31 protein-coding genes and 2 tRNA genes are annotated in these 26,983 nt (G+C 71.0%); 12 read left to right on the forward strand and 21 right to left on the reverse strand.

All coding sequences use genetic code 11. The annotated features are described in order from the left end of the window. Nucleotide 1: 1 nt before the first annotated feature. The 3 genes from N542_RS23670 to N542_RS26470 all read right to left on the reverse strand — a co-directional run bounded on the left by N542_RS23670 (nt 2) and on the right by N542_RS26470 (nt 3,527). Nucleotides 2-1,441 carry a PepSY-associated TM helix domain-containing protein gene (locus N542_RS23670; RefSeq protein ID WP_051551447.1) on the reverse strand — a complete coding sequence of 480 codons (1,440 nt, stop codon included), beginning with the start codon at nt 1,439-1,441 and terminating at the stop codon, nt 2-4. 78 nt (nt 1,442-1,519) lie between these two features. Next, the gene (locus N542_RS26465; RefSeq protein WP_155992872.1) at nt 1,520-2,215 is read right to left on the reverse strand and encodes a hypothetical protein; all 696 of its coding nucleotides are present in this window, start codon (nt 2,213-2,215) and stop codon (nt 1,520-1,522) included. 67 nt (nt 2,216-2,282) lie between these two features. Continuing rightward, a complete protein-coding gene (locus N542_RS26470) occupies nt 2,283-3,527 on the reverse strand; it encodes an HNH endonuclease signature motif containing protein (RefSeq protein ID WP_051551448.1) in 1,245 nt (414 codons plus the stop codon). Between the two features lie 544 nt (nt 3,528-4,071). Here N542_RS26470 and N542_RS0106400 point away from each other — a divergent pair. The 4 genes from N542_RS0106400 to N542_RS23685 all read left to right on the forward strand — a co-directional run bounded on the left by N542_RS0106400 (nt 4,072) and on the right by N542_RS23685 (nt 7,245). After that, nucleotides 4,072-4,830, forward strand: a complete 759-nt coding sequence (locus N542_RS0106400) for an alpha/beta fold hydrolase (protein WP_028643217.1) — start codon at nt 4,072-4,074, stop codon at nt 4,828-4,830. A gap of 82 nt (nt 4,831-4,912) precedes the next feature. Next, entirely contained in the window at nt 4,913-5,578 is a 666-nt protein-coding gene (locus N542_RS0106405; RefSeq protein WP_028643218.1) for a response regulator transcription factor, read from the forward strand. 228 nt (nt 5,579-5,806) lie between these two features. Beyond that, the gene (locus tag N542_RS27420; RefSeq protein WP_028643219.1) at nt 5,807-6,535 is read left to right on the forward strand and encodes a GAF and ANTAR domain-containing protein; all 729 of its coding nucleotides are present in this window, start codon (nt 5,807-5,809) and stop codon (nt 6,533-6,535) included. Then, nucleotides 6,535-7,245 (forward strand): ANTAR domain-containing protein, encoded by a 711-nt coding sequence (locus N542_RS23685; RefSeq protein WP_051551449.1) that lies wholly within the window; start codon nt 6,535-6,537, stop codon nt 7,243-7,245. The genes N542_RS27420 and N542_RS23685 overlap by 1 nt, the downstream gene beginning before the upstream one ends. A 40-nt stretch (nt 7,246-7,285) precedes the next feature. Here the strand turns inward: N542_RS23685 and N542_RS0106420 are convergent, their stop codons facing one another. Continuing rightward, nucleotides 7,286-7,564 carry a hypothetical protein gene (locus N542_RS0106420; protein ID WP_028643220.1) on the reverse strand — a complete coding sequence of 93 codons (279 nt, stop codon included), beginning with the start codon at nt 7,562-7,564 and terminating at the stop codon, nt 7,286-7,288. Between the two features lie 30 nt (nt 7,565-7,594). Continuing rightward, the gene (locus N542_RS23690) at nt 7,595-8,260 is read right to left on the reverse strand and encodes a cysteine hydrolase family protein (RefSeq protein ID WP_155992873.1); all 666 of its coding nucleotides are present in this window, start codon (nt 8,258-8,260) and stop codon (nt 7,595-7,597) included. A gap of 305 nt (nt 8,261-8,565) precedes the next feature. Between N542_RS23690 and N542_RS28250 the strand changes: the two genes are divergently transcribed. The 3 genes from N542_RS28250 (at nt 8,566) to N542_RS0106440 (ending at nt 10,857) form a co-directional block, all read left to right on the forward strand. Further along, complete coding sequence (locus N542_RS28250; RefSeq protein ID WP_269319761.1) at nt 8,566-8,691, forward strand: hypothetical protein; 126 nt, start codon at nt 8,566-8,568, stop codon at nt 8,689-8,691. 119 nt (nt 8,692-8,810) lie between these two features. Further along, a complete protein-coding gene (locus N542_RS0106435) occupies nt 8,811-9,227 on the forward strand; it encodes a DUF7144 family membrane protein (protein WP_028643221.1) in 417 nt (138 codons plus the stop codon). Nucleotides 9,228-9,237: 10 nt separating this feature from the next. Continuing rightward, nucleotides 9,238-10,857, forward strand: a complete 1,620-nt coding sequence (locus tag N542_RS0106440) for an MFS transporter (RefSeq protein ID WP_028643222.1) — start codon at nt 9,238-9,240, stop codon at nt 10,855-10,857. A 24-nt stretch (nt 10,858-10,881) separates the two neighbouring features. Here N542_RS0106440 and N542_RS0106445 read toward each other — a convergent pair whose 3' ends face one another. The 12 genes from N542_RS0106445 to N542_RS0106500 all read right to left on the reverse strand — a co-directional run bounded on the left by N542_RS0106445 (nt 10,882) and on the right by N542_RS0106500 (nt 21,405). Next, complete coding sequence (locus N542_RS0106445; protein ID WP_051551451.1) at nt 10,882-11,964, reverse strand: sulfite oxidase; 1,083 nt, start codon at nt 11,962-11,964, stop codon at nt 10,882-10,884. A 39-nt stretch (nt 11,965-12,003) separates the two neighbouring features. Next, nucleotides 12,004-12,864 carry an enoyl-CoA hydratase/isomerase family protein gene (locus N542_RS0106450; RefSeq protein ID WP_051551452.1) on the reverse strand — a complete coding sequence of 287 codons (861 nt, stop codon included), beginning with the start codon at nt 12,862-12,864 and terminating at the stop codon, nt 12,004-12,006. Nucleotides 12,865-12,890: 26 nt separating this feature from the next. Next, nucleotides 12,891-14,231, reverse strand: coding sequence for a Dyp-type peroxidase (locus N542_RS0106455; RefSeq protein ID WP_028643225.1), 1,341 nt, complete (start codon nt 14,229-14,231; stop codon nt 12,891-12,893). A 2-nt stretch (nt 14,232-14,233) separates the two neighbouring features. Then, entirely contained in the window at nt 14,234-15,379 is a 1,146-nt protein-coding gene (locus tag N542_RS0106460) for a DUF4331 family protein (protein WP_028643226.1), read from the reverse strand. A 21-nt stretch (nt 15,380-15,400) separates the two neighbouring features. After that, nucleotides 15,401-15,949, reverse strand: coding sequence for a hypothetical protein (locus N542_RS23695; protein ID WP_051551453.1), 549 nt, complete (start codon nt 15,947-15,949; stop codon nt 15,401-15,403). Nucleotides 15,950-16,142: 193 nt separating this feature from the next. Then, nucleotides 16,143-16,218: transfer RNA gene (locus N542_RS0106470), tRNA-Ala, on the reverse strand. 59 nt (nt 16,219-16,277) lie between these two features. Beyond that, a complete protein-coding gene (gene sepX, locus N542_RS0106475; RefSeq protein WP_155992874.1) occupies nt 16,278-17,120 on the reverse strand; it encodes a divisome protein SepX/GlpR in 843 nt (280 codons plus the stop codon). 61 nt (nt 17,121-17,181) lie between these two features. Further along, nucleotides 17,182-17,802 carry a GNAT family N-acetyltransferase gene (locus N542_RS0106480; RefSeq protein ID WP_231482468.1) on the reverse strand — a complete coding sequence of 207 codons (621 nt, stop codon included), beginning with the start codon at nt 17,800-17,802 and terminating at the stop codon, nt 17,182-17,184. Between the two features lie 4 nt (nt 17,803-17,806). Continuing rightward, complete coding sequence (locus N542_RS0106485) at nt 17,807-18,286, reverse strand: MogA/MoaB family molybdenum cofactor biosynthesis protein (RefSeq protein WP_036506589.1); 480 nt, start codon at nt 18,284-18,286, stop codon at nt 17,807-17,809. Then, nucleotides 18,283-18,771, reverse strand: a complete 489-nt coding sequence (gene moaC / locus N542_RS0106490) for a cyclic pyranopterin monophosphate synthase MoaC (RefSeq protein WP_028643230.1) — start codon at nt 18,769-18,771, stop codon at nt 18,283-18,285. The genes N542_RS0106485 and moaC overlap by 4 nt, the downstream gene beginning before the upstream one ends. Continuing rightward, entirely contained in the window at nt 18,771-20,012 is a 1,242-nt protein-coding gene (gene glp / locus N542_RS0106495) for a molybdotransferase-like divisome protein Glp (RefSeq protein ID WP_028643231.1), read from the reverse strand. The genes moaC and glp overlap by 1 nt, the downstream gene beginning before the upstream one ends. A gap of 4 nt (nt 20,013-20,016) precedes the next feature. Next, nucleotides 20,017-21,405, reverse strand: coding sequence for a UTP--glucose-1-phosphate uridylyltransferase (locus N542_RS0106500; RefSeq protein WP_028643232.1), 1,389 nt, complete (start codon nt 21,403-21,405; stop codon nt 20,017-20,019). Nucleotides 21,406-21,428: 23 nt separating this feature from the next. Between N542_RS0106500 and N542_RS0106505 the strand changes: the two genes are divergently transcribed. From N542_RS0106505 to N542_RS23700, 4 genes are all read left to right on the forward strand, one after another. Then, nucleotides 21,429-22,016 carry a 5-formyltetrahydrofolate cyclo-ligase gene (locus N542_RS0106505; RefSeq protein WP_028643233.1) on the forward strand — a complete coding sequence of 196 codons (588 nt, stop codon included), beginning with the start codon at nt 21,429-21,431 and terminating at the stop codon, nt 22,014-22,016. Between the two features lie 91 nt (nt 22,017-22,107). Further along, the gene (locus N542_RS0106510) at nt 22,108-22,416 is read left to right on the forward strand and encodes an FmdB family zinc ribbon protein (protein ID WP_028643234.1); all 309 of its coding nucleotides are present in this window, start codon (nt 22,108-22,110) and stop codon (nt 22,414-22,416) included. Nucleotides 22,417-22,479: 63 nt separating this feature from the next. Further along, nucleotides 22,480-23,109: an SAF domain-containing protein gene (locus tag N542_RS0106515; RefSeq protein WP_028643235.1), complete on the forward strand. Its 630-nt coding sequence runs from the start codon at nt 22,480-22,482 to the stop codon at nt 23,107-23,109. A gap of 9 nt (nt 23,110-23,118) precedes the next feature. Further along, the gene (locus N542_RS23700) at nt 23,119-23,517 is read left to right on the forward strand and encodes an MscL family protein (RefSeq protein WP_051551454.1); all 399 of its coding nucleotides are present in this window, start codon (nt 23,119-23,121) and stop codon (nt 23,515-23,517) included. A gap of 2 nt (nt 23,518-23,519) precedes the next feature. On the opposite strand, the gene N542_RS27790 is transcribed toward N542_RS23700, so the two are convergent. Together N542_RS27790 and N542_RS0106530 are read right to left on the reverse strand one after the other, a co-directional pair. Then, nucleotides 23,520-23,693, reverse strand: coding sequence for a hypothetical protein (locus N542_RS27790; protein WP_197025913.1), 174 nt, complete (start codon nt 23,691-23,693; stop codon nt 23,520-23,522). A 10-nt stretch (nt 23,694-23,703) separates the two neighbouring features. Then, on the reverse strand, nt 23,704-24,909 hold the full coding sequence (locus N542_RS0106530) for an LCP family protein (RefSeq protein WP_028643236.1): 1,206 nt from the start codon (nt 24,907-24,909) through the stop codon (nt 23,704-23,706). A 213-nt stretch (nt 24,910-25,122) separates the two neighbouring features. Here N542_RS0106530 and N542_RS0106535 point away from each other — a divergent pair. Next, nucleotides 25,123-25,195: transfer RNA gene (locus N542_RS0106535), tRNA-Arg, on the forward strand. Between the two features lie 102 nt (nt 25,196-25,297). Here N542_RS0106535 and darG read toward each other — a convergent pair. After that, nucleotides 25,298-26,332, reverse strand: coding sequence for a type II toxin-antitoxin system antitoxin DNA ADP-ribosyl glycohydrolase DarG (darG, locus tag N542_RS0106540; RefSeq protein ID WP_028643237.1), 1,035 nt, complete (start codon nt 26,330-26,332; stop codon nt 25,298-25,300). A gap of 10 nt (nt 26,333-26,342) precedes the next feature. After that, nucleotides 26,343-26,975, reverse strand: coding sequence for a type II toxin-antitoxin system toxin DNA ADP-ribosyl transferase DarT (gene darT, locus N542_RS0106545; RefSeq protein ID WP_051551455.1), 633 nt, complete (start codon nt 26,973-26,975; stop codon nt 26,343-26,345). Between the last annotated feature and the right edge of the window lie 8 nt (nt 26,976-26,983).

The raw sequence follows: 26,983 nt of genomic DNA on the forward strand, positions 1-26,983 counted from the left end.
GCTACGGCATCGTCGCGAACCACCGCCCCAGCGCCGGCACCCGCCGCAGGACGAGCTGGTCGAGCACCAGGACGACCAGCAGCGAGAGCCCGAAGAGCGGCAGGAAGACCCCGAGCGCGACGAGCAGGACGGCGAGCACCGGGGTCGTCCTGATGGGGAGCCTGCCGCGCGGCGCTCCGACCACCCCGCTGCTCCTCGGGCGGCGACGCCACCACATCAGCGGTCCGCTCAGGCACAGGAAGACGATCGACAGGCACATCAGCGCGGAGCCCCAGAAGGACCACAGCCCGAGGCTGCGCCCCTCGTGCAGGCCGATGCCCTGGGCGACCACCTTGGCCAGCACCGGGTAGTCGTCGAAGCCGTACGTCGACACCACCCCGCCGCCGTACCGGTCGACGTGCACGGTCCGCTCGTCCGACGGCGCGTCGAAGGCGTAGCCGATGACCGAGTAGACGCCGCCCTCGTCGTCGGCGGCGGGGAGCGCCACCGTCATCGGGTGCCGGAGCCCTTCGGCGCCCGCGACCTCGACGGCGGTGTCGACGTTGGCGACGCTGCGCTCGTCGCCGTCGGCGGGCGGCGTGGAGGACGGTACGTCGGAGTCACCCATCGCCCACGGCACGTCGACGGCATGGCTGTGCGGCAGCGACTCGTCGAGCGTGGAGGTGGGGTCGCTGGCCGCGCCCGGGTCCGTGCTCCACATCGAGCTGCCGCGCTCGGTCGCGAGGGTCTGCACCTGCGCGCCCCAGAAGCCCGTCCACGGCAGGCCGGTGACCAGCAGCGCGAGCAGGCCGATCCCGGCGACCGCTCCGACGAGTCCGTGACGACTGCGGAGCCGCGTGCCCGGCCGGTCGGCCCGGCGAGCCCTGCGCCGGGCTCGCCAGCCGCGGATGAAGAGGTAGTAGCCGGTGATCGCCATGACCACCGCCCAGCAGGCGCCGAGCTCGATCACGTAGTCGCCCCAGGTGCCGACCATGAGGTCGCCGTGCAGGCGGATGGCCGTCCCGGACAGCGTCGAGTCCGGGTCGAGGGAGCCCAGGACCTCCGGGCCGTACGGGCTGACGTACACGTCGCGGCCCTCCCCGGCGGCGGTCGTGATCGAGACGATCGTCGGGCTGTCGGCGTTGCGGGGCTCGGCCAGCGAGACCGCGGTCGAGCCGGGGTACGCCGCCTCGACGACCGCGAGCTGCTGGAGATAGGGCTGCGCCACCGCGTCCGACGGTGGGTCGACCTTCATCAGGTCGGCGTGCATCAGGGGCTCGAGCTGGAAGCGGAAGAGGTAGATCAGGCCGGTCACCGCGAGCAGGAGCAGCACGGGGACGACCAGGAAGCTGGCGAAGAAGTGCCAGCGCCAGACCGCCCGGAACCAGCCGCCGGAGGTCGGTGGACGCGGTGGTCGGGACGGGTCTGCGGGATCGCGCCGGGGCGCGAGTACGTCGGTCATGGGTTCTCCTCGAGGAGTGGGCGCGCGGGGACGCGCGAGTACGCCGGGACCCGAGCGGGTCCGGCGTGGGTCTGCTGGTCAGGCAGCGAGGAGAGGCGGTCCGCGACGGGAGTCGGGGCGGACCAGCCAGACCGACCGCGGCCCGGACGGCGCGCGTACGGCGTCGTGCGTCGTGACCCGCGGGTCACCGACGACGACCGGCTGGAGAGCCCAGGTCGCGGCGAGGATGCGGCGACCGGTGAGAGCGATCAGTGTCCACAGGCACCGCTCGCCGTACCCCAGCCAGAGCCCGAGGAGCGCCGCGACCGCGAGGTGCGCGACCATCATCGGCGCGTGCGCCGACAGGTCGTCGACCAGGTGGCCGACGGGCAGCGTTGGTGCCAGCGCACCCGGTTGGTCGCCGGCCCCGTCGTACGCGTCCTGGAGCGATCCGACCCGGCGGCCGTCGAGGACCGGGAGGGTGTCCAGGGCGGCGCCCCGTGCCACGCCCACACCGGCAACCTGGTCGCCGGCGTGGCCCGCGGTGACCGACAGCACGAGGTGCAGCAGGGTCTGGCCGCCGACGAGCATCGCGACGATGCGCGACGACGACGCCGGCCGGCCGAGCATCGGGGCGCTCAGCAGCACCGACATCACCAGCAGGGCTCCGAGGAACGTCGGCCCGGGCAGCAGCCCGTCGGCCGTCACGTGGCCGACGACCCCGAGGAAGAACGCCAGGCCGCCCAGCACCAGCGCGCGCGCCCACAGCACACCGGCGTCGACACGGGCTCCCACGGCAGGAGTGTCCCACGTGGAGCCGTGGCCCTCCGACTCCGGTGATCCGTTGGGCCGTCGTGCCTCGCTAGCTCCTGCGGTGGAAGCTGACCTTGCCGGGATGTCGGGTCGTCTCGTACGTCGGGTCGTGGGCTCGGGCGTGATGTCTCGGGCAGAGGAGTCCGGCGTTGTCGAGATCGGAAGGACCTCCGTCGGTCCACCTGGTCCAGTGGTGGGCGTGGCACATCCACGGTGGCCAGTCGCAACCCTCAGCCACACAGCCTCCGTCGCGCAGACTGATGGCGGTGAGCTGGGCCTTGGTGAAGAACCGTCTGGCTCTCCCGACGTCGAGGACCTCGGAGTCCGCGCCGAGGACGACGGGGATGATCCTCGCGGTGCACGCCAGCCGTCTGGCTGTAGCTGCGGAGATCCGTTCTCCGGTGTCGAGGACCCCGGCCTTCTCGAGCCGGCCGAGGAGGGTGTCGTGGTCGATGGTCACCACGATCGTCGCGTCCCTGCCGCCGACCTGGGGGAGGTCCTTGGCGCTGATCCTTTCGATGAGCTCGGCGAACGCTCTGCCCATCCGCTCGGGTCCGGGTCTGCGTTCGACGCCGGGGCTGTGGGTGGCGGCGAGGTGCTTGGGTGCGGCGAGGCCGATGAGCATCTTCTTCAGCTCTGCTGCCTCCAGGGCGGGGAGGGTGAACCGTCCGTGGACCTTGCCGTGTCCGTCGTCGCTCATCGTGAGCCGGCACGCCTGTGCCGCCTTTGCTTCTTCCCTCTCGAGGAGGTCGGACTCGTGCTGGTCGGCCAAGTCCGGGGCGATGACCTCCAGCAGCCGGCGCCCGAGGATGGTGAGGCGCTTCGCGTCGTGCTCTTCCGCGGCGGTGACGAGGTGCTCCTCGGCCTTGATCAGCAGCTCCGGGTCCAGACCTTCGGGCAGTGCCTTGACCGACCGGATGATCACGTCCGCCTGCTCCAAGCGGAGGTCGCCGCGGGCGAGCGCTGATCGGACCCGGTCGTAGATGCCGAGGTCGTAGCCGCGGCGCACGGTCCGGTATGCGGCAGACCTGGTCTCGCGGGTCTGGTGGGCGTACCAGTTCGATGTGCTCGTGGCGCCGGTCTCGGTGCCGACCTGGACCTCGTCGGCATGCGCGGCAACCCGGGTCTTCAGCTCCACGACCTGCGCCTCCAGGCGCGTGAGCTCGACTAGCGTCGACGCCGCTTCGGAAGCGCTCATCGACCACACCGACGCCTCCACCAGACCATCGGCGATCCCGCGCATCTGCGCGGTCGCTTGCGCCACCTGGTGGTGGGGCGTGGTCATCGTGGTCATGGTTCTAGCCAAGCACTGACCACCGACAGTGAGAGGCTCAGAACCCCTGTTTTCACAGGGTCCTGGGTCACGAAGAGGTCACGATCAGTGGGGTTCATCCACACCTGGAGCGGCGGTCTGTGGAGGGGCTTCCAGCAACGTTTGGGCCACGCGGACGACGTGTCTCTGGGTGGTGGTTTCGAGGCTCGGCGCTGGCGCGCCTCACACCTCAACCACCGGTAGGCCGGCAGGCGACCGCAACCACCGCTCGCGGTACCCGCGTAGCTGGCCTGTCGGCGAACGACCCGAGCGGACCTGGATGCCGTGCTCGTTGCCCTGCGTTCGCTGCGGGGGTTTCGAGGCTCGGGCCTGGCGGCCCTCACACCTCAACCACCGGGACGACGTACCGCGTCACCTCAACCACCGGGACGACGTACCGCCCCGTGCGGGTTTCGAGGCTCGCGCGTGGCGGCCCTCGCACCTCAACCACCGGGACGACGTACCGCGTCACCTCAACCACCGGGGAGCCGGGCAGGGCGTGTGGGCAACGCCTAGAGTCTGCGCCGTGCCCTACGTCGACGTGCTCGGCCACGCGAGCTACCACGAGGTGGCGGGTGCGGGTGAGCCGGTGCTGATGCTGCACGGCGGCTACTGCTCGATCGAGAACCTGCGCTCCCTGGGCGACGGGCTGATCGACGCCTACCGCGTGCATGCGCCGGAGCGCGTGGGCCACGGGCGCACGGCGGACCGCGTGGGCTCGCTGAGCTATGCCGGCGCGCTCGCGGAGACGATCGCCTACCTCGACGTGGTCGGGGTCGACTCGGCCCACGTCGTCGGGTTCAGCGACGGCGCGATCCTCGGGCTGATGATGGCGATGGAGCACCCCGCACGGGTCCGGTCGGTCGTGTCCATCAGCGCGAACCTCGACCCCGACGGCTTCGTGCCCGCCGAGGACTTCGCCCGCGCGACGTCGGCGGAGGCCAGCGCGCAGATCGAGCGCGAGTACCGCGACCTGACCCCCGACGGTCCCGGGCACGAGGAGGTCATCGTCGCCAAGCTCACCCGGATGTGGGAGACGGAGCCGCAGATCAAGCCGGCCCAGCTGGAGGCGGTGCGTGCGCCGGTCCTCGTCGTGGTCGGCGACCGCGACGTCATCCGCCCCGAGCACACGCTCCTGATCTCGCGGAGCATCCCCGAGGCCCAGCTCGCCGTCGTACCGGACGCCGGACACCTGGTCGCCCAGGACCGACCGGCGCTGCTCGGCCTGATCGTGCGCGAGTTCCTCGACGATGTCGCCGGAGGCCCGCGCGAGCTGTCGGAGTAGCAACGGAGCGTGGCGCGGACGGCGTCGGGCCCGGCCCCTCCGGCGCGATGACGCACCCGGCCGACGTGCGAAGGCTCGCGACATGGCCGCTGCCGCCCCGCCCGTGCGGATCGCGATCAACGACGACTACGAGCTCGTGGTCGCCGGAGTGGCCACGCTTCTCGCTCCGTACGCCGACCGGATCGAGATCGTCGAGCTGGACTCCAACGAGCCGACGGCGTCCGACGTCGACATCATCCTCTACGACACCTTCGCCCAGGCCCAGGGCGACGGCATCGACGTCGCCGGGCTGTCGGCCGGGGGCACGCCCAAGGTCGTCGTCTTCACGTGGAACCTCCATCACGAGCTGATCGAGCAGGCGATGGCGGCCGGGGCCGCGGGCTACCTGTGGAAGGGGATGCCGGTCGTCCGCATGGTGGAGGCCCTCGAGAAGATCCACGCCGGGGCGAGAGTGACGCCGCCCGCCGACGCGCGGCCCGACAGTGAGACCGGTGCGTGGCCCGGCAAGGACCTGGGACTGTCGGCCCGCGAGGCCGAGGTCATCGCGCTCATCACCCAGGGCCTCACGAACCAGGAGATCGCCGACAAGGCCTACCTCAGCATCAACTCGGTCAAGTCGTACATCCGCAACGTCTACCGCAAGCTGGGCGTCCAGCGCCGCTCCCAGGCGGTGGCCTGGGGGCTGAGGCACGGATTCGAGCCGGAGCGGTTCCGCTCGGTCAACGGCACCGAGCAGCCGGATCACTGACCGGGCGGCGACATGGGGAGCCTGGCGGACCTCGGCCTCCACACTGCGTAAGGGGATCGCCGAGGTCCGCCCCTACCCGTCCGTTATGTTGCCGCCACAACCGGTCCGGAAACCACCCGAACGGGTGGAGTTCGCCCGATCGGACCGCCTGCCGCCGCCGGCTCGGACCTGCGACCCGGCTGCCGGAGTACGGTTGAGCACCCAGCGTTCGCGAGAGGTGTTTGTTCGGTGAACGACCGTGGCGCCCTCGTGACCAGCCTGACCCGTGAGCTCGCGCGGATGGCGCCCGGAGAGCCGTTCGCGCTGCGCCTGTGCCGCGCTTACACCAAGTTCGCCGCCGCCGACGGCGGCGCCATCTCGCTCGGGTTCCCCACCGCCGAGCGGACCGTGCTGTGCGTGACCGACGAGATGGTCTCCCTTCTCGAGGACGTCCAGGACACGCTGCGAGAAGGGCCCAGCCTCGACGCCCTCCGCACCGCACGACCGGTCGCGAGCACGTCCTGGGACGAACAGCTCACGCGGTGGCCCGTCCTGATGACCTCGGCACCGCCTCCGGTGGCGTCGACGCTGATCTACGCCTTGCCCATGCTTCCGGACCGGACCCTGGTCGGGGTCGTCAGCCTCCACGTGCGTCAGAACCGTCCGCTCACCCGCTCGGTCGATGACCTCGCCTTCCTCGCCGACGTCATCGGGGCCGCCCTCGTCGGCGGCATCCCCGAGGAGGACGGCGACCACACGGTGTGGTCCGAGCGCGACAAGGTGTCCCAGGCCACCGGCATGATCGTGGCTCAGCTCGGCCTCGCACCTGCTGACGCGCTCGCCGTCCTGCGCGCCCATGCCTTCGCCCACGAGGCGACGATGGGCGAGGTCAGCCGCGCGGTCCTCGCGCGCGAGCTGACCTTCAGGCCCGACCCCGACTCCGACCTCGACGACGCCACCGATCAGAGGGAGACCTGATGTCGACTCGACCTACGACCGCCGAGGCGTTCGCCGACGCAGCCGCCGCGCTCGTCGCCGAGCCCGATGTCGCCGACGTCCTGCACCACCTCGTCACCGACTGCGCCCACCTCCTCGACGCCGACGCCGTGGCGATCCTCGCCCGCGACGCGGGCGGTGAGCTGTCGCTGCTGTCCGCGACGTCGCACCGCGTCGCCGAGCTCGAGATGCTGCAGGCCCAGCGCACCCAGGGGCCTTGCATCGACGTGCTGGCCACCAGTGCAGCCCTGTCCCTGTCCGGCGCCGACCACCTCAGGTCCAGGTGGCCCGAGGTGGGCCCCGCCATCGTCGACGCCGGCTACGCCCACGTGGAGGCGTTCCCCATGCGCTGGCGCGGGGTCGCGGTCGGTGGCCTCAACGTCTTCCGCCAGGCTCCGCGGTCCGTGGCCACCGATCCCCGGGCCGGCCAGGCGTTCGCGGACGTCGCCACCATCGCGGTCGTCCACTCCGTCCCGGTCTCCGTCGACGAGGCCGCCGCCCGCGTCCACGCAGCCATCGGTGCCCGTGAGCTCGTCGAGCAGGCCAAGGGCGTCATCGCCTACACCGACGACGTCGACATGAGCGCGGCGTACGACGCGCTCATCGCCCGCGCCGAGGCCTCCGGTCAGACCCTGACCCAGACGGCTCGAGGCGTCCTGCAGGCTCAGCGCCGAACGCCGAGCCCCGACTGAGGCCGGGCGGTCGGTCTCGACCGATCGGGGCGGACGTCGGTCACGGCGTCGCCTGGCCGCCGGGGGGCGATCCGTCCGGGCGACCGACGGACGGTGTCCGACCGGCTCGGATCCCCCGCTGGATCTCGTCGAGGGTCTCGGCGTCCGCGGCGACGATCCCGCGGCTCGCGAACTCCGCCTCCAGCCGCCGCTCGACGTCGGTCGCGGCATCGTGGGCGTAGGCCAGCGCGACCGCGTCGATCGCCTCCTGCGCCACGTCCCCGATGCGTGCACCCAGGTCATCCTGCTTGTCGCGGGCCACCTCGAACCTCAACATCATGCCGTGGGACGTACCCCGCAACGGCGGCCCTCATGTCGGTCCGGCACCCGGGTCTCCACCCCACCGTGCTGCGGTGCTGCTCCTGTCGGCGCCCACGGCGCTGCCCGGCGGCGCGTCGGCCAGGGCGACGATCGCCTCGTCCGCGCTCAGCGACGGCTGGCGGTACTGCGCGCGCAACCCGGCCAGCGTGTGGTCGTGCAAGTCCCACCGGACCGAGGCCGTGGCGTCGAGGACCACGGCCACGCTGAGGTCACGCGCGTACGCGTCGGTCGCGGTCGCCGCGATGCAGGACTCGGTCGAGACGCCGCACAGCAGGAACGACTCGACCCCGTGTGCGGCCAGCAGGTCGCTCAGGTCGGTGCCGTGGAAGGCGCTGTCCCGGGTCTTGGTCACGAGCGCGACGTCCCCGGTGCAGCCCGCATGGTGCAGTCCGTCGACCGGTGCGGCACCGGCGGTCCCCTCGATGGTCATCCCGGCGCCGTCGTCCACCATGTTCAGGGCCCACGTGCTCCCGTCGCGGCGGTGGACCGTGCGGATCTCGATGACCGGCAGACCGCGCTGGAGCGCTGCGTCGACCAGACGGTTGCAGGTCGTGACCAAATCCTCGCGACAGCGCTCCAGCTCGGCGTCGTTGAAGAAGTCGACCTGCATGTCGACCATCACCACGCCCTGCCAGGGCCGGTGCCTCTCGTTCACGACCACCCCACCGACGGTCGTCGCCGCCTGCGGAGGTGGCCCCGCCCTGCTCGTGACCGTCGATCACCGGAGGCGGGACCGGCGCCGCCACTCACGATGTCTCGTGCGGTTGTCATGGCTCCGTCCTCCCTGCCTGGCGCCGCCCGACCGGCGGCTGTCACGGGATCTCCGGTACCGACCGGGCACCCACGGCAAACCCACCGAGAGGGGTGACGTACGGCGGGATGCGCCCGGGACCGGCATGACCGCGCCGCCGTGGGCTACCGCCTCCACGACGTGGAGGTCGCGGGAGAGGAGCGTTGCCCATGCACCCGGCTCGAGACCGTGCGCCCCGGGCAGTCGTGGGCGGGGTGGCGGCGTACGTCGCGTGGTTCGTCGCGAGGCTCGTCCACGGCGCGGTGATCGTCGGACGCCGCCCTCCGCAGCGCTAGCCGACCGCGGGCGGTCGTCGGGCCGTCCTCGCCCGACGCGGGGGTCCACCCGTCCTGGGGTGGGGCGCCTCCACCCGCGCCGGAGGCACGATCGTGCTCCGACCTTCGGAGGAGGACACGTGAGCGCTCAGACCCGACCCGACGTCGACGACTCGGCACGGGGGTTCGTCGCGGACCTGACGGCCACCTTCGCCGGCGTGCTGCTCCTGCTCACCTCGGCCTTCGACATCCTCCAGGGCGGCTCCGCCGTCGCGAACGACGACCTCTACGCGCAGGGCAGCGAGTACCTCTACAAGTTCGACATGACGGCCTGGGGCTGGGTGCACATCATCCTCGGGGTGCTCGGCCTGGCGGTCGGCGTCGGCATCCTCCGGCGCGCGAGCTGGGGGCAGATCACGGGCATCATGATCGCGAGCCTGTCGATGCTGACCAACTTCATGTTCCTGCCGGTCTACCCGGTCTGGAGCGCGTTCATCATCGGCTTCAACGCCATCGTCATCTGGGCGCTGTGCGCGCAGCTCAAGACCACCCGGTGACCGGCAGCCGGTGAGGAGCACCACCGCGCACGGCACCGTCCTGCTGACGCTGGCGTCCGGCCAGTTCCTGATGACCCTGGACAGCTCGGTCATGAACGTGTCCATCGCGCAGGTCGCCGAGGACGTGGGCACGACGATCACCGGGGTGCAGACCGCCATCACGCTCTACACCCTGGTGATGGCGACGATGATGATCACCGGCGGCAAGATCGGCTCGATGATCGGTCACCGCCGGGCGTTCGCCATCGGGTGCGTGATCTACGGCGCCGGGTCGCTGACCACCGCCCTGTCACCCAACCTCGCGGTGCTCATCGTCGGCTGGTCGGTGCTCGAAGGGGTCGGAGCGGCGCTGATCATGCCGGCGATCGTGACGCTGGTGGCCTCCAACTTCGGCGCCGCCGACCGACCCCGCGCCTACGGTCTGGTCGCCTCCGCAGGCGCCATCGCCGTCGCCGCGGGTCCACTGATCGGCGGCGCCGTCACGACGTACTGGACCTGGCGGCTGGTCTTCGCCGGCGAGGTGATCGTCGTGATCGGCATCCTGCTCATGACCCGGAGGATCCAGGACGCGGCTCCCGGGGTGCGGGCGCGCCTCGACCTGGTCGGCGTGGTGCTCTCGGCGCTCGGGCTCGGCCTCGCCGTCTTCGGGGTGCTGCGCTCGGGCGCGTGGGGCTGGGTCACGCCGAAGCCCGGTGCCCCCGAGCTGCTGGGCATCTCGGCCACGGTGTGGCTGGTGCTCGCCGGCCTCGTGGTCCTCCGGGTCTTCTTCTGGTGGGAGGCGCGGATGGCGCGCCTCGGCCGCGAGCCCCTGGTCGACCTCGGCCTGCTGCGCAACGCCCGGCTCGTCGGCGGGCTGACCATGTTCTTCTTCCAGTTCCTGCTCCAGGCCGGGCTGTTCTTCACGATCCCGCTCTTCCTCTCCGTCGCGCTGGGGCTCAGCGCGCTGGACACCGGGGTGCGGCTGCTGCCGCTGTCCGTGACGCTGCTGGTCGCGGCCATCGGGATCCCTCGGGTCTGGCCGCGGGTCTCACCGCGGCGGATCGTGACCGGCGGCCTGGCCTGCCTGCTCGCCGGGATCATCTCGATGATCGGCGCCCTGGAGTACGGCGCCGGGGCCGAGGTCGTCACGGTCCCCCTGCTGCTCGCGGGCCTGGGTGTCGGCGCGCTCTCCTCCCAGCTCGGTGCCGTGACCGTCTCGTCCGTCTCCGACCAGCGCAGCGGCGAGGTCGGCGGGCTGCAGAACACCGCGACCAACCTCGGGGCCTCGCTCGGTACGGCGCTGGCGGGGTCGGTGCTCATCGGCGCGCTGTCGGCCAGCTTCTTCCTCGGCATCGAGGGCAACCCCGACGTCCCGGAGTCCGTCAGCGACCAAGCGCAGGTCGAGCTCGCCGGCGGCGTCCCCTTCGTCTCCGACCGGGACCTCGAGGACGCCCTGGCTCAGACCGACCTCACCTCGGCCGAGGCGGACGCCGTCGTCGACGAGAACACCACGGCACGGCTGACCGGGCTGCGGACCAGTCTCACGGTGCTCGCGGTCATCGCGGCGCTCGCCATCTTCCTGACCCGGCTGCTGCCGACCCGGCCGGTGGGCTCGGTCGACGACGGCACGACCGTCGGTGCCGAGACCTAGGCGCGACCACCGTCTCCGTCCGGCTCACCGTCGGTCGACGTAGATCACCTCGATGGCGTTGTTGCCGTAGCCGAGGCGGTTCCACGGCGGCACGTCCGGCTGGACGTTGCCGGCCGCATCGGTCGCGCGGGCGCGCAGGGTGTGCCGGCCGACGCCGGTGCCCTCCCAGGTGAAGCTCCACTCCTGCCACCCGAAGTCGCCCGGGGAGGCCGCCTCGAGCTGCGCAGGCTGCCAGTCACCCTCCCCCGTCAGGCTGACGTCGACCCGGGTGACGGGACCGGTGCCGGACCACGCCTTGCCGCGGACGGTGTGGGTCCCCTGGTCGATCGTCGACCCGGGTGCGGGGTCGGTGATGCGGGCGCGCACCCGCATCAGGGTGACGGGCTCGTGGGGACGGTCGGGCCACTCGTAGATGTAGTGGCCGGTCTGGAACTCCCCGGTGTGCGGCTCGGTCAGGACGTCGAGGCGTGCCAGCCACTTCACCGACGCGACGGCGTACCAGTGCGGCACGATCAGCCTGAACGGGGCGCCGTGGTCGCGCCCGAGGGGCTGACCGTTCATCTCGTAGGCGATCAGGATGCCGGACTCGGGGTCGGTGGCCTGCGCGATCGGGAGCGACCGGACGAAGGTCAGGTCGTCCTGGTCGGTGTCGGGAAGGATCGCCTGCAGGTGGTAGGGCCCGTGGTCGGCGCCCTGGGCGAGGAGCTCGACCGCGTCCGCCGCCGGCTGCACCGTGGCGAGGACGTCGTGGAGCAGGGCGCCGGTCCACCGCGCCGTGGAGACGGCGAAGTCACCCCAGGGCTCGCCGGTGGGCAGTGGCCGCATCTCCAGGCGGCCGTTGCCGGCGCACTCCAGGGTGACCGTGTGGTGGTGGGCCGGCAGCGCGCGCAGGTCGTCGAGGGTCAGGGTCCGAGGCGCCCCGACCGCGCCTGCTATCTCCAGGGTGCCGTCGTGGTCGGGGACCGCGAAGTTGCTGCGCACGTAGTGCAGCTCCGTGGGCGTGACGTCTCCCCTCAGGGCGGCCGGCGGCGCCTCCGCGTTGTACGGCGCCGGGTTGATCATCACGAGCGCGGCGCGTGCCGCCTCCAGATCGTCAGCAACGGTCATGCTGTTCGGCCTCCTAGGCGCGATGGACGTGGCATGGGCTCAGAAGTCGGAGTCGACGAACGTGGGCTCGCGACCGTCGTTGAACGCGCCAATGCCCTCGACGCGGTCGGGGTGGACCGCGGAGCGCCAGTGGGCGTCCATCATGATCGCGATCGCCTGCTCGACCGGCTGCCCCTCGCCCAGCTGCACCGCACGCTTCACGGACTGGACGGCGGTCGGGGAGTTGCCGGCGATCTTGTCGGCGATCCCCAGGGCCGCCGCCATCAGCTCGCCCGGTGGGTGGAGCTCGTTGACCATGCCCAGCCGGAACGCCTCGGCGGCGGGGAGCGGGTCTCCGGTCATGAGCATCTGCAGGGCCTTGCCGCGTGGCAGCAGGCGTGGCAGCAGGGCGGGCGAGCCGCCGCCGGCGGCCAGACCCAGCATGGCCTCCGGCTGCCCGAAGGTGGCGCTCGTCGCGGCGATGATGAAGTCGGTGCTCTGGGCCAGCTCGCAGCCACCGCCGTAGGCGAGGCCGTTGACGGCGGTGAAGATGGGCTTGCGGAGCTGGCGGACCGTGTAGAGGGTGCGGTCGAAGGCCTGGCGCTGGCGCAGCCAGTCCTCCTTGGTCATGGCCTTGCGCTGCCGCAGGTCGCTGCCGATGGAGAACGCCCGGTCGCCGGCCCCGGTCAGGACGACGACCCGCACGGCCGTCCGTACGGCGATCCCCTCGACGACCTCGGTCAGCAGCGCGCCCATCTCGGTGGTGATCGCGTTGTCGGCGTGCGGGCGGTTGAGCGTGATCCGTGCGACCCGGCCCTCGGAGAGGTAGTCCAGCAGGACCGGAGGCTCCGTCTCCTCGATCCCCGCAGCTGGTGGGGCGAAGTCGAGTGCTGCCCAGCGGTCGGTGCCTGATGTGCTCATCTGCTTCCTCTCTGGGTGGCGGTTCGTCAGGTGTCCAGGTCGGCGAGCCAGGCCAGGGCGCTCAGGCTCGGGGCGAAGCAGTACTCCCCGCCGCGGGTGACCACGAACGGCGGCAGGTCCTGCAACCGCCGTCGGATCGGGCGTTGCGGGACCGTGAACGACCCCACCCCGTCCCGCGGACCGACGAGCGGGTCGGACTCGAGCGGGGCACCGATGAAGATGCCGTCGTTGAGCCACTGCGTTTTCACGAACTCAAACTGTCGCTTGAGGTGGGCGCCTGCGAAGACGAAGATGATGCCGCGATCGATGCCGTCGTCGTCGGTCACGCCCTCCGGCAGCGGGGGCCCGTAGCTGGTGCCTCGTCGGATCATCCGGTGGAGCCGGACGTCGACGCTCCCTTCGTGGTCCAGTGCGTCCCGCGGGTTGGCCCTGCGGGCATGGGCACCGACCGGGCACTTGAACCCACGGGGGTCGTCGCCGAAGCCGAAGTCGTTGTTGCGTCTCGGGTCGCCCCCGAGCTCGCCGTCGTCCTCGTCGGGCGTGAGGGCGAGCGGCGCACCGCTCTGCCAGCGCCCGACCATCTTCGCGCCCAGCAGGTCCTCCTCTGCACGCGTCGCCGAGCGGGCGCGCAGATAGCTCCGGTACGCGGCGACCTTGGTGTGCAGCTTGCGGAACACGACGTACGTACCGTTGCGACCCAGGACGTCCGGGACCGGCATCGGGGGCAGGTCACCCGTCTCGTCGGGGTATCCCAGGACGACCTCGCCCGCCTTGAGGGGCCGCTCGCGGGGGTCCGTCGGTGGGCGGCCGCTCCCCTCCACAGCGGGCTGGCCGATGCCGTCCTTGAACCCGAACGACGTCCGCCCCGTCGCCAGCTGGTGGCAGTCCTGGCGCCAGATCAGCTCGATGCCCGGGAGCTCCGCGTGGGCTTCGCGCGCCCTCACCGCGACCTGCTCGAGCTGCGTCTCGTCCGGGGAGAGCACGGCGATCGCCACGTGCACGTCGGGCGAGCCGAGGGGCTCCTCCCATCGCTCCGGTCCGCTCTCACCGGTGTCGCCCAGCACCGCGGCGCGGGCCGCCATCCCCTGCCGGAACTCCGGGGAGAAGCTGTCCAGCGACGCCTGCGGCACGCCGAGGGCCTCGAGGCCGCGATAGGTGAACGCCACCGTCACCGAGGTCTCGCCCACCGGACCGACGGCCGTGGCCGGCTCGACGAGCCGGCGCAGCCGGCGGACCAGCTCACGCCCGTCCCGACGATCCCGGATGCAGAGCAGCAGGTAGGTCCCGACGTACGGCGAGGGGCGCTCGTAGAGAGCACCCGCCTGGATGTCGTCGAGCTCGAGGCTCACGCCTGTCGTGGCATCCATGGTCAGTGGTGCTCGGGGGGCTCGGGCGGGTGCGGGTTCGGCGTCGCCAGGTAGGGGAACGTGACGGTGCCGGGCCGCGTGGCGGCATCGACCCCGTCGCGGATCGTCGGGCCGCGACCCGCGTTGACGAGCTGGGTGAAGATCGTGTCCATGACGTCGTCGTTCAGCGTCCGGCCGCCGCTGGTGGCGTGCGGCTCACCGCGCCGGGCGGCGAGCTCGATCTCGAGGAACGACCCCTGCTCGACGTACGGCTTGCTGACGTCGACGACCAGGTAGTCGGCCAGGACCAGGTCGGTGAGCGGGTGGCTGCCACCGTCGTCGACCGGCCAGTCCTGCTTGCCGTCGAGGCCGTCCCAGAACGCGAGGTTGGCGTCCAGCCTCGCGCGGAAGGCGCCGGCGTAGGAGTCGCCCAGGCTGAAGGCGTCCTCCATGTTGTACAGGTCGCGGATCTCGAGGTCACGGTTGACCTGGTCGAAGTCCTTGGGTGCGAGCATCATGTTCTTCACCTCGGGACGTCCCACCCGCTCGATGCGGACGTTGAACTCGCCGCGGGTCAGGGTCTCGGCGACGACACCCACGAGGGGGCCGCCGGTCAGGAGTCCGGTGTCGAGCTCGACGACGACGCTCAGCACGTTCTTGCCGTCGAGGAAGATCGACCCGGACTCGCTGAAGGCGAGCTTGCGGGTGGCGATCGTGGCCAGGGCGGCGCGGGCATCCATGATGAACGGGTCCCACCGGACGCCCCCGAAGACCCGGACCCCGTGCCCCGCCCCGCCGCTCTCGTCGTTCACGCGGAAGGACACCGACTCCCCGCCGGTTGCGGTGCAGCTGCCGGTCTGCGCGTGGCCCGGTCGGCCCGTCGGGTCGGTGACGTGCTCCGGAGGGTCGAAGACACAGTCGACGACCACCTCCTCGTTCCCCGGCACGAACCCCCAGCCCGGTGCGTGCCCCGCCGCCGGAGCGAGCGGACGCAGCCGGAAGCGGTAGAGGAGTCCCGCGGAGAAGAGGTCCGAGGGCTTGGCCATCGGCATCGTGTTCAGGACGAGCACCAGGCGACCCGGGTCCTCCGGGCTCGGGAACGCGTAGACGTCGGTGATGTCCGCGATCGGGTCGGAGAGGGCGCGGGGCCCGGAGATGTGGTCAGACACGGCGTCGCGTCCCAGCCCCCGCTAGTCCGCGGCCTCGTCCAGCAGGGGTTGCAGCGCCGGATGCTGGAGGGCCTCGGCGGCCTGCGGATGGTCGAGGACAGCCTGGAACGCGGCGTTCACGCGTTGCGCCTTGCGGATCTCCTTGACCGTGCCGCCGTAGTTGCGGGCGTACGCCGCGGCGCCCTGCTCGGCGCCCAGGACGAACGAGCGCACGGCCGCCACGTCCGGCAGCCCCTCGTACCCCTCGACGTGGTTGAAGACCGCGTCGAAGAGCGCCAGCGTCGGACCCGAGGTGAAGAAGTCGTCCATGTACGCCTCCCACGGGCCGTCGAAGCTGGTGATGAACGCCAGCCGCGTGTCGTCGTCGAACAGCACGAACCGCGCCTCGTGGATGGTCTGGATCGTGATCCCGTAGTCGCCGGGGCGGTAGCCGGGGGTGTCCTGCAGGCTCGTGAGCGCCGCCCGGAGCGGCGCTGCTTCGCCCGGCTTGACCCGGAAGAACAGGCTGAACTCGCTGGTCGGCCCGACGCTCCGCCCCGGTGCGATCGCTGCATCGTCAGCTGCGGTCATCGAGTGCCTCCACGTCGTCCTCAGCCGGAGGGGGTCCGGCCACCAGCGACGCTAGGACCGGTCGGGGTGGGTGGTCCCCACCCTCCTCCGGGTGACTCGCCCGTCGAGGTGCGGCCACGGTGCCGGTGACATGCGGAGAGGCCGTGCCGGGGTCCTGTCTCAGGATCCCGGCACGGCCTCTGACCAGCGGTCTTGGTGGAGCTGAGGGGATTCGAACCCCTGACCTTCTCATTGCGAACGAGACGCGCTACCAACTGCGCCACAGCCCCAGTGCGTCGGAAACGTTAGCACCCGGATTCGGGAGCCACCGAATCGCCCCGCGGGTCGGTCAGGAGCCGACCGCCTGCTGGTCGTCGCCGTCACGGCGCGACTTGCGCGCGGCCTTGTCGGCCTCGTCGGACTCGCGGGCGATGGCCGCGTCTGCGTCGGTGCGACCGGAGGTCCACACGCCGGTCGAGTCCAGGTCGATGGTGCGGACGGTACGCCGCGTCGCGGCCGGCTTCGTCACGTACGTCGGCAGCGTGACCGGCACCGGGTCCCACATCGCCGGGTCGACGATCGCGGCGATCCCGGCCGACGTGTCCACCATCGGGTCGATCTCGTCGAGCTCGGGCTCGGCCTTCTCGACCCGCTGCTCCTCGGCCGGCGACTCGGCCGGGATCCGCGCGGTCGGGGCGACCGGCACGCGGCGCTCGCTCTTGACCATCAGCCGGCAGGCCACCAGCCAGGCGACCAGCAGGCCCACCGGGAGGGCGACGTACGGCCAGGAGACGACGGAGAAGGCGGCGAGGGCGATCACGACGAGGTTGACGGCCAGCACGACGGCCAGCACGTTGCGGCGCCGCTTGGTCGCCCGCTGGGCCGCGGCACGACGGGCGCGCAACTGCACCGGCGTCAGCTCAGCAGCCTTCTCAGCGGGCTTCTCGGCGGTCCGCTCGGCAGGCGCCGGAGCCGGCGCCGGCGTCTCAGCCTGCGGCTTGGCGTCCGGCGACACGAGACGGGCCGTTCTGCGGTCGATCACCTCGCGGCGGGCGAGCACCCGCAGGGTGTGCGAGAAGCGGTCCACCGTGCGGCTCCGCTCCGCCTCGTCGTGGCGCTTGATCGCCATCGGGACGAGATAGACGGCCCACGCCACGGCGAGGGCGACGAAGATCAATGCGCTGGGGTCCACGAGAGAGAGGCTATGAGGGTTACCTCACGGACCCTCGGATGTCTACAGGTGTGTCGCAAAATCACTCGTGTGACTTGTGGGGCTCCAGCCGGGCCAGCATCCCCTCCGGGCACTCCTCCGCGGTCATCGCATAGATGCGGTGGTCGCGCCAGGCGCCGTCGATGTGCAGGAACTTGGGCGCGTAGCCGACCTCCCGCAGGCCGAGCTTCTCGACCACCCGCAGCGAGTTGGAGTTCTCCGGCCGGATCGCGATCTCGATCCGGTGCAGCCCGGCGGCGGTGAAGCAGTGGTCGATCACCATCGCCACCGCACGGGGCATCACCCCCCGCCCGGCGTACTGCTGGTCGATCCAGTAGCCGACCGAGGCGAACTGCGCGGAGCCCCGCACGATGTTGTTGACGGTGACCTGGCCGGCGAAGCGGCCGTCCACCTCGATCGCGAAGGGGTACGTCGTGCCGTCGCGGGCCTGTCGGTGCAACCGGCGCACCAGGCTGCGGAAGGTCGACGGCCGCGCGTCGGCCCCGGGAGGGACGGTCGCGTCCCACGGGACGAGCCAGGCGGCGTTGCGGCGCCGGGCCTCCCGCCAGGCGGTCGCGTCGGCCACCGTCAGCGGCCGGACCGTCACGTCGCCGGACTGCAGGCGGACCGGCCACCCTCGGGTCACCGCTCGCTCCCCGCGCACGGGCTCAATGGTCGCTCCCGACGACCTGCTCCACGGCGTGGACCAGGATCGGGCGCAGCACGGCGAGCCCGTCCCGGACCCCTCCACGCGAGCCGGGGAGGTTCACGACCAGGCAGCTGCCCACCACCCCGGCCACGCCGCGCGAGAGCACGGCGGTGGGGATGTCGTGGGCGACGCCGTACGCCCGGATCGCCTCGGCGATGCCGGGCACCTCGAAGTCCAGCAGCGCCCGGGTCACCTCGGGCGTCCGGTCGGTCGGCGTGAGACCGGTGCCTCCCGTGGTGAGCACGACCCGCGCACCACCGTCGGCGGCAGCCGCGATCGCGGCACCGACGGGCTCGCCGTCCGGCACGACGACAGGTGCCTCCACCAGGAAGCCGAGCTCGGTCAGGAAGTCGACGATCAGCGGACCGGTGGTGTCCTCGTAGACGCCGGCGGCGGCACGGTTGGAGGCCACGACGACCTCGGCCCGCAGAGCGGTCATCGCGACCAGTCCCCGGACTTGCCGCCGGTCTTGGTCTCAACCCGGACGTCGGTGATGACCGCGCCCTTGTCGACCGCCTTGACCATGTCGATGACGGTGAGCGCCGCGACGGAGACCGCGGTAAGCGCCTCCATCTCCACGCCGGTCCGGTCGCTCGTGCGCACGGTGGCACTGATCTCGACGCACGGCGCCGGGTCGTCGGCGAGGGTGAGGTCGACCGTGACCCCGGAGATCGCCAGCGGATGGCACAGCGGGATCAGCGCCGGCGTCTGCTTGGCGCCCATGATCCCGGCGATCCGCGCGACGGCGAGCGCGTCGCCCTTCGGCACGCCCTCGCCTCGCAGGAGCCCCACCACCTCGGCCGAGACCAGCACCCGGCCCGACGCCGTGGCGACGCGCGTGGTGACGGCCTTGCCCGAGACGTCGACCATCCGGGCCGCGCCCGACTCGTCAACGTGGGTGAGCCGTCCGGACGGTTCGGACATCAGAACTCCTCGTCGAGCCTCAGCACCTGGACCTGCTCGCCGGCCGCGACCGCGGTCACGGCCGCCGGCACCACGACCAGCGCGTTGGACGATGCCAGATCGCCGATCAGGTGGGAACCGTGTCCACCGACCGGGGTGGCGTACGCACCGCCGGAGTCGACGCCGTGCTCGGCCCGGACCAGCTGCTCGCGCCCGTCGGGCGACGAGATCGCGTGGGTGAGCCGGGCCGTGACCGTCGGCCGGGCGTACGGCGTGAGCCCCATCAGCTTGCGGATCGCGGGCAGCACGAACTGCTCGAAGGAGACGTACGACGAGACCGGGTTGCCCGGCAGCGTGAAGATCGGCGTCCGGTCGTCACCGACGTGACCGAAGCCCTGCGGCTTGCCCGGCTGCATCGCGATCCCGCCGAACCACACCGTGCCCAGCGGGCGCAGCGCCTCCTTGACCACGTCGAAGTCGCCCTGCGACACGCCGCCGCTGGTCACCACGATGTCGGCGCGGACCAGCTGGTCCTCGAGCGCGGCGAGGAACGCGCGCGGCTCGTCGGGCACGATGCCGACCCGGTAGGCGATCGCGCCGGCCCGGCGCGCCGCCGCGGCGAGGAGGTAGGAGTTGCCGTCGTAGATCGAGTCGCGCCCCAGCGGGGTGCCGGGGTCGCGGAGCTCGGAGCCGGTGGAGATGACCACGACGCGGGGGCGCGGGCGCGACCGCACGCTGGCCCGCCCGACCGAGGCGAGCAGCCCGATGTGGCGCGGTCCCAGGACGGTGCCGCGCGAGATCAGCATGTCGCCGACCGAGACGTCCTCGCCGGCCGGGCGCACGTGCTGGCCCGGGGTGCTCGCCCGAGCGATCCGCACCCGGGCGACCCCGCGGTCGGTCCACTCGTACGGCACGACGCTGTCGGCGCCGGTCGGGACCGGGGCCCCGGTCATGATCTTGGCGGCCGTCCCGGGCGCCAGCGCCATCAGCCCGCCCTGGCCGGCACCGATCTCACCGACCACCGGCAGGTGGACCGGGGACTCGTCGGTCGCGCCCTCGACGTCCTCGGCACGTACGGCGTACCCGTCCATGCCCGAGTTGTCGAAGGACGGCAGCGCCACCTCGGCGACGACGTCCTCCGCGGCCGCGAGGCCGAGGGTCTCCATCAGCGGCTGCGGGAAGTCGGCCAGCGGCTCGATGGTCTCGAGGATGCGCGCCCGATGGTCGGCGACCGATCGGAGCCCGGGTCCGGGTCCACCCATCCCGTCAGGCGTCCGAGCCGGCTCTGAGCACGGCGTCGGCGGGGACCCGCTGCGCCGAGGTGGCCTCGAGGTCGACGTCGCCGACGACCTGGACGCCCTGGCCGAAGGTCCAGTCGCCGGCCACCCGCAGCGAGTTCGCCTTCTTCATCGACGGCGCTCCCTGCGGGAAGCGCTTGTCGAAGTCACCGACCAGCTTGTAGAAGTGGCTGTCGAGCTCGACGAAGGGCACCTCGTCGGCGACCTGGTCGAGCACGAAGTCCTGACCGATGGCGTAGACGTCGGAGCGCAGCACCAGCAGGTCGTTGGTGGTCTTCACCGGCACGAAGCGCTCGCGACCGACCTCGATCAGCTGCGAGCCCGCGAAGACCTCGACGGCCGCGCCCATCGCGGTCTCGATCTGGATCACCTCGGGCGTGCTCTTGTCGGCCGGGTCGAGGTTCTTCACGTTGCGGATCAGCGGCAGGCCGAGGATCCCGTCGCGGCGGTCGAGCTCGTTCTGCATCGCCACCAGGTCGAACCACAGGTTGTTGGTCGAGCAGAACCGGTGCCGGTCCAGGTCGGCCAGGGCCTCCAGGTCGGCGGCCGGCGTCTGGGCGGTCTCGCGGAGCACGATCCGGCCGTCGGACCGCCGGCGCGCGAAGTGGCCGCCCTTGCGGTCCGAGGGCGTACGACGGACCGCCTCGATCGCGAACGGCGCGCCGCTCGTGGCGAACCAGCCCGCGACCTTCGGGTCCGGAACCGCGCCGAGGTTGTCGGAGTTGGAGACGAAGACGTAGCGGTAGCCGGCCTCGATGAGCCGGTCCAGCAGCCCGGTGCCGCGCAGCGCCGTGTAGAGGTCGCCGTGGCCGGGCGGGCACCACTCGAGGTCGGGATCCCTGGGGTACGTCGCGGGGCTGAGGTCCTTGGCGAGGAGCTTGGGCTCCTTGTTCTGCAGGAACTCCAGCGGGAGGTCGGTGACCGGGAGGTCCGCGTAGCGCGCGAGCGCGGCCATGGTGTCGCCGGAGGTGCGGAAGCTGTTCATGAAGATCAGCGGCAGCGGGGCGCCGTACTCGCTGCGCAGGTGCAGCACCTGCCGGGCGATGATGTCGAGGAAGCTCAGCCCGCGGCGCACGCAGAGCAGCGACTTCGCGCGGTCCATCCCCATCGACGTGCCGAGGCCGCCGTTGAGCTTGATGACCGCGGTCTGCCGGATCGCGTCGGCACCGGCGGCGGCGGAGACCTCCACGTCGGCCAGCGACTCCATCGACACCGGGTCGATCGACGCCTCGGGGATCATCCCCGTCTCGCCGTGCTCGAGGAGCCGGTAGTAGTGCGCGAACGTCTCGACCGCCGTCGGGTCCACGCCGGCAGCGGCCATCTTGTCGCGCGCCTTCTTCAACCCTGCACTACCCATGCTCACGATCGTAGGCTTCCCCCGTGGGCCGCACCCAACCACCTGCCAAAGTCGCCTTCAGGGACCAGCTCCTGGCCGGCCGTCACCGGCGGCCGCTGGTGGAGGTCGTCGCCGCCGCGGAGGCCATCGCGACGCATCTCCTGGCCACCTCCGACGTACGCCGGGCCGCGACCGTCGCGGCGTACGTCTCGATGAGCGCCGAGCCCGGCACGGGCGTCCTCCTCGACGCGCTGGTCGCGGCCGGGAAGCGGGTCATCCTCCCGGTCCTGCTGCCCGACGCAGACCTGGACTGGGCCGCCTACCGGGGTCCGCAGCACCTCGAACCATCGCGGCTCGGCATGCTGCAGCCGTCCGGTCCACGGCTGGGCGTCGGGTCCGTCGCGACCGCCGACGTCGTCCTCGTCCCGGGCCTCGCGGTCGCCCCCGACGGAGTCCGGCTGGGGCGCGGCGGCGGCTCCTACGACCGGGCACTCGGGAGGGTGCCGGTCGGCACCTTCACCTGCGTGCTGCTCTACGACGGCGAGGTCGGGGTGCCCGTCCCGGTCGAGCCGCACGACCGTCCGGTCGGCTGGGCGGCGACGCCGACGGGTGTGGTCCGGCTCGGCTCCTGACCCGTGGGGCGCCTCGGGTATCCTTGGCACTCGTCCGGGTCGAGTGCCAGTTGTCGGACCGCCGAACGAACGCAGCCATCGAAGGAGAACCGTGCCCACCTATCAGTACGCCTGCACCGAGTGCGGCCACGCCTTCGAGCAGGTCCAGAGCTTCTCCGACGACGCGCTGACCGTCTGCCCGAACTGCCAGGGCAAGCTGCGCAAGGTCTTCAACGCCGTCGGTGTCGTCTTCAAGGGCTCCGGGTTCTACCGGACCGACTCCCGCTCGGGGAGCTCCGCCACCGACGGCGCGGCGCCGAAGAGCGAGACCAAGACCGAGACCAAGGCGGACGCGGCGCCCGCCGCCAAGACCGAGTCGAAGCCGGCTGCGTCGACGACCACCTCGTCGTCCTCGGACTGACCGCGGTCCGGGGCCTGTGGAGAGCCGGAGCGCGCTGCCCCGCCCCTCTCCTACCGTCACGGGATGTCTGTCCGTGACCGCCTCACCGCCACGCGACGCTCGCTGCGCCGCGCGGTCCTCGCCCGTCGTCGGCTCCTCGCCGCCCTGCTGACCGCGATCGCCGTCGCCGTCGGGCTGCACGCGACGATGGCGCCGCCGCCTGCGACGGTCCGGGTGCTGGTGGCCTCCCACGACCTCCCCGCCGGCGCGGTGATCGGTGCGGACGACGTACGCCGCGTCGGGTTCGCGCCCGGGTCGGTCCCGGAGGGGCTGGCGCGGGACCCAGCGGGTCGCACGCTCGCCGGCCCGCTGCGGGCGGGCGAGCCGCTGACCGACGTACGCCTCGTGGGCCCGGCGCTGATCGACGGCTACCCCGGACTGGTCGCCGTCCCGATCCGGCTGCCCGACGCCGGCATGGCCGGGCTGCTGCGGGTGGGCGACCGGATCGACCTGGTCTCCGCCGACCCCCAGGGTCGCGCGGCCGAGATCGTCGCCGTCGGCGTACCGGTCCTCGCGCTGCCCGACACGCCCACCGAGGTCGGAGCCGCCGGCCTGTCCGGTCGCCTGGTCGTGGTCGGTGTGGCACCCCGCGAGGTGGCCCGCATCGCGGATGCGTCGGTGCGGACCTTCGTCACGATCGCGTTTGCCCACTAGCGTCAGGGCATGACCGGATTCAAGAACTTCATCCTCCGAGGCAACCTCGTCGAGCTGGCCGTCGCCTTCATCATGGCCGGTGCCTTCGCCGCGGTGGTCACCGCGACCGTGGGCCTGATCATGGACCTCATCGGGAAGATCGGCGGCACGCCGGACTTCTCCGACTACGAGTACAAGGGCATCTCCGTCGGCGTCTGGCTGACCGCAGTGATCTCCTTCGTGGTGATCGCCACGGTCGTGTACTTCTTCATCGTGACGCCGTACACGAAGGCGAAGGAGAAGTTCTTCCCGAGCCCGGCCCCCGGCACGCCGGAGGACATCAAGCTGCTGCAGGAGATCCGCGACCTGCTCGCGGAGCAGCAGGGGAAGCGGGCGACGGCCACGGACGGCCAGTCCCCGAGCGTCTGAGCTCAGCCACCGTGGTGCGGGGGCACCTGCTCCCGCAACCACTGGTCGGTGCCGGACTCGCGCGCGGTCGAGGGCTGGTCGCGCTCGTCGCTGGTGGTCTCCGGCAGGACGTCGCCGAAGACCTCGGCGAGGCGTCGCCGTCGCTCCCAGTCGCTCTCGGTCCGACCGTCGCTCACCACGACAGCGTCACACGCACAGACCGGCGTCGGCGAGCGCCTGCTTGCTGGCCTCGTCCTCGGCGCTGCTCGACGGGGTGCTGCTGGGGCTGCCCGACGGGCTGCTGCTCGGGTCCGCCGACGGGCTCGACGACTCGCCCTTGCCGGGCAGGTCGCCGGCGCTGATGACGTCGGTCGAGAGCCGCTTGGTCAACGGCTTGTCCTTGCGGACCTTGCGCCAGACCTGGTCGGCCTCGGGCTGCTGGAAGGCGAGCCGGTTGGGGTCGGTGGGCGCGGTGATGATCGGGATGGTGATGAACTGGATGTTGTCCAGGCCGATGCCCTTGAACTGGTCGCCGAGCTTCGCGAGCTTGACGACGTTCTTGAGGCCCGGGTCGACGGTGAGCGACTTGGTCGCCGAGTCCAGGAAGCGCACCAACCGGTCGGGGCGGGCCAGCGTGCCGGCGGTGACGACCTGGTGGGCCATCGACGCGATGAACGCCTGCTGCCGCTTCATCCGGCCGACGTCCGAGCCGTTGCCCACGACGTACCGCTCACGGACGTAGTTGAGCGCCTGCTTGCCCTTGAGCTTGCGGGTGCCGGCGGAGATGTGGATGGCGTGGGCGGGGTCGTCGATGTCCTCGGGGATGCACACCTCGACGCCGCCGATGGCGTCGACCATGCCGCGGAAGCCCTCGAAGTCGACCACGACGAAGTGGTCGAGACGGATGCCCGACACCTGCTCGAACTGCTGGATCGTGCAGGCCGGGCCACCGAGCGCGAACGCCTCGTTCCACATCACCTGCGTGGCCCCGGGGATCGTGGTGCCGTCCTTCTTCTTGCAGTCCGGCCGGTCGACGAGCAGGTCGCGCGGGACGCTGATCCCGTAGGCGCGCTTCCGGTCGGCCGACAGGTGCATCAGGATCGTGGTGTCGGACCGCTCACCGCCACCGGTCAGGCCGTCGATGTTGTTGCCGGCGCCTTCGCGGCTGTCGGAGCCCATGACGAGCACGTTCAGCGGCTCGCGCGGACCCTCGACCACGGCCTTCTCGGGCCGGTTCGACAGCTGCGAGGTCGGGTCGAGGACCTGGAGGTTGCCGTTGAGGTGGCGGTAGAGGAAGACGACGCTGAGGCCGGTCGCCAGGGCCAGCACGACGATGCTCGCCAGGAGCACCTTGCCGACGGTGTGCCGCTTGCGGACCTTGCCGCGGCGCTTGGGGCCCCCGGGGGTCGCCACGCTGGGCTCGGACGGAGTACCGTCGAGTTCAGCGTCGGACACAGATCTACCTCGGAGTCGAAGGCTCGGGAGCCGCTCGGCGGCACCGCGAGCGTACGGTGCCAACCTGAATTGTCCCTGTGACGAGTCGGTAGCGCCAAACCGGCGCACTGCGCCCCCTCCCGTGCCGCTAAGGTGGGCGACCGGTCGGCGGCACCGCCGTACGACCGCGACGCCCCAGTAGCTCAGTGGATAGAGCAGCCGCCTCCTAAGCGAAAGGTCGCGAGTTCGACTCTCGCCTGGGGCACAAATTCGAGACCAGCACTGCCTCTGTCGAACTCTCAGCCGGGTGATCGACGTCCTCGACCGACCTGCCTTCGGCAGGTCGCAGATCGAACGCGCAGGGCACCTACGCGACGAGGGACGCCTCCTTCAGACGCTGAAGTGCCTTGCCTACGTGCCTGGGCGTGAAGATTTCACCCTTCCGCGGAGTCCAGGACTGCACATACTCGACAATCGCATCCGTATCCGACGTCTTCAGATCCTCGGAGGCCCAATGAACCGTCGCTAGGAGCTCGAGCCCGTAAGTGGTCTCGAAGCCTCGGACTAGGTCGGCGACGTTCCGGACTGCGCTAGCCGCGGCTTCGTCTTCTTGAAGGTAGGCCTCGACGCGTGGCTCGGCCTCCGGGAGAACTCGCAGAGCCATCTCAGTGCTGCGGTCCCCGTAACCACGTACATAGTGGCCTTCAAGTGCCTGAAGCGCGTGATTAAGGTTCTCGGCGTACGGTCCGTACTGACCCTTGATGTAGTTCAATTTCATCGGGTACCCAGATGCCTGGATGAAGTACGCGAGTTTCTGCGTCTCGATGGCAGTCAGCGGGTAGTCCGGCAGAAGGTACCGGCGCATCACAGCAAGAATGGCCGCACGCGGTCCGGTCATCCCAGGTGCTTTCGTGCCGATGAGCATGTCCTCGTTCGCCGGCGCACCGTCAGGGGCATGCAAGTACACGGTCACGTCCGGCAGCTGATTCAACGCCGCGCGGATCAGAGGTTCGACCACGGCCCACTCAAGGCCACCGTTACCGCATCCGAGCGGCGGCACTGCCACCGACTTGATTTCGTACTCGCGGAGGACGCGCACGAGATCCTCAAGTCCGCTTTCGATGTACTCCAGCTTGGACTTGCCCTTCCAATGCCTCTTGGTAGGGAAGTTGATGATGTAACGAGCCGACGGGCCGAGCTGACCAGTCTCGAAGACGAACATCTTGCCGGTCTCGACCTCGCCCCGCTTGCAAGCAGCGGCGTACGCCTTGAAGGCGTCGGGATACGCGTTCTTGAACTGCAGGGCGATGCCCTTACCCATCACCCCCACGGTGTTGACCGTGTTGACCAGGGCCTCTGCATCCGAAGCCAGCAGGTTTCCAGTTCCATGCTCGATCGTCATGAAGTCCTCACTAGTAGTACCAGTCCTTGTGTATCTCGACCGGCGGGATATGCGCACACCCGGCCAAGAGCGCCAGCACACGCTCAGCGCACGCATCCGACGGAACGCCGATGCTCTGAACGTGCTCCCAAGCCACGGCGGTCTTCGCCAGGAACTCAGACTGCTTCTTGCGCTTCGTTTCGTCGGTGGGGTCGTAATAGTGACCCCACTTCTGACTGTTGACGGCCGCCCAGTCCAGCTCAGTTAGATCCGTCAGATCTGTGAAGAAGTCACTCAGATCCATGATCGCGTGACCGTTTGTGAAGACGCACTCTTGCTCGTCCATAAGATCATCTGCCGACAGGACAAGGTGCACGATCTGCTTCTGCCCGTCGGTGACGCTCGCAACGTTGCCCTTGTTGATCGTGTACAACATGGGCGACCTGGGTGCGAAGTAGAAGGGCACGTACTCATCCAGTGTTCCCCCTGGTTCGCACGGGACTTCTGTCTCAGCACGGATCTGCTTGATCTCGTTGTGCGCGATGCTGTGGAACGGCGTGCCGAGTGCGACCTCGCTATCGCACAGTAAGCCAAGCTCCGCGATGCTCCGCAAGTTGTCTGCGTGAGTGATGTGGTAGATCGACGTCGGCACAACCACCTCCACTTCCCCGA

Origin of the sequence: Nocardioides sp. URHA0020, from assembly GCF_000620705.1 — a bacterium.
Taxonomy (GTDB): domain Bacteria; phylum Actinomycetota; class Actinomycetes; order Propionibacteriales; family Nocardioidaceae; genus Nocardioides.

Bases quoted from the DNA above. Each gene is read 5' to 3' on its own strand.
- N542_RS0106405 (WP_028643218.1), top strand. From the start codon at position 4,913: ATGGCCGCTGCCGCCCCGCCCGTGCGGATCGCGATCAACGACGACTAC.
- N542_RS23695 (WP_051551453.1), bottom strand. From the start codon at position 15,949: ATGACCGCAGCTGACGATGCAGCGATCGCACCGGGGCGGAGCGTCGGG.
- N542_RS23685 (WP_051551449.1), top strand. From the start codon at position 6,535: ATGTCGACTCGACCTACGACCGCCGAGGCGTTCGCCGACGCAGCCGCC.
- N542_RS0106485 (WP_036506589.1), bottom strand. From the start codon at position 18,286: ATGACCGCTCTGCGGGCCGAGGTCGTCGTGGCCTCCAACCGTGCCGCC.
- N542_RS0106420 (WP_028643220.1), bottom strand. From the start codon at position 7,564: ATGATGTTGAGGTTCGAGGTGGCCCGCGACAAGCAGGATGACCTGGGT.
- N542_RS0106445 (WP_051551451.1), bottom strand. From the start codon at position 11,964: ATGACCGTTGCTGACGATCTGGAGGCGGCACGCGCCGCGCTCGTGATG.
- moaC (WP_028643230.1), bottom strand. From the start codon at position 18,771: ATGTCCGAACCGTCCGGACGGCTCACCCACGTTGACGAGTCGGGCGCG.
- darG (WP_028643237.1), bottom strand. From the start codon at position 26,332: ATGACGATCGAGCATGGAACTGGAAACCTGCTGGCTTCGGATGCAGAG.
- N542_RS0106455 (WP_028643225.1), bottom strand. From the start codon at position 14,231: ATGGATGCCACGACAGGCGTGAGCCTCGAGCTCGACGACATCCAGGCG.
- N542_RS23700 (WP_051551454.1), top strand. From the start codon at position 23,119: ATGACCGGATTCAAGAACTTCATCCTCCGAGGCAACCTCGTCGAGCTG.
- glp (WP_028643231.1), bottom strand. From the start codon at position 20,012: ATGGGTGGACCCGGACCCGGGCTCCGATCGGTCGCCGACCATCGGGCG.
- N542_RS0106500 (WP_028643232.1), bottom strand. From the start codon at position 21,405: ATGGGTAGTGCAGGGTTGAAGAAGGCGCGCGACAAGATGGCCGCTGCC.
- N542_RS28250 (WP_269319761.1), top strand. From the start codon at position 8,566: ATGCACCCGGCTCGAGACCGTGCGCCCCGGGCAGTCGTGGGCGGGGTG.
- N542_RS23670 (WP_051551447.1), bottom strand. From the start codon at position 1,441: ATGACCGACGTACTCGCGCCCCGGCGCGATCCCGCAGACCCGTCCCGA.
- N542_RS0106450 (WP_051551452.1), bottom strand. From the start codon at position 12,864: ATGAGCACATCAGGCACCGACCGCTGGGCAGCACTCGACTTCGCCCCA.
- N542_RS26470 (WP_051551448.1), bottom strand. From the start codon at position 3,527: ATGACCACGATGACCACGCCCCACCACCAGGTGGCGCAAGCGACCGCG.
- N542_RS0106515 (WP_028643235.1), top strand. From the start codon at position 22,480: ATGTCTGTCCGTGACCGCCTCACCGCCACGCGACGCTCGCTGCGCCGC.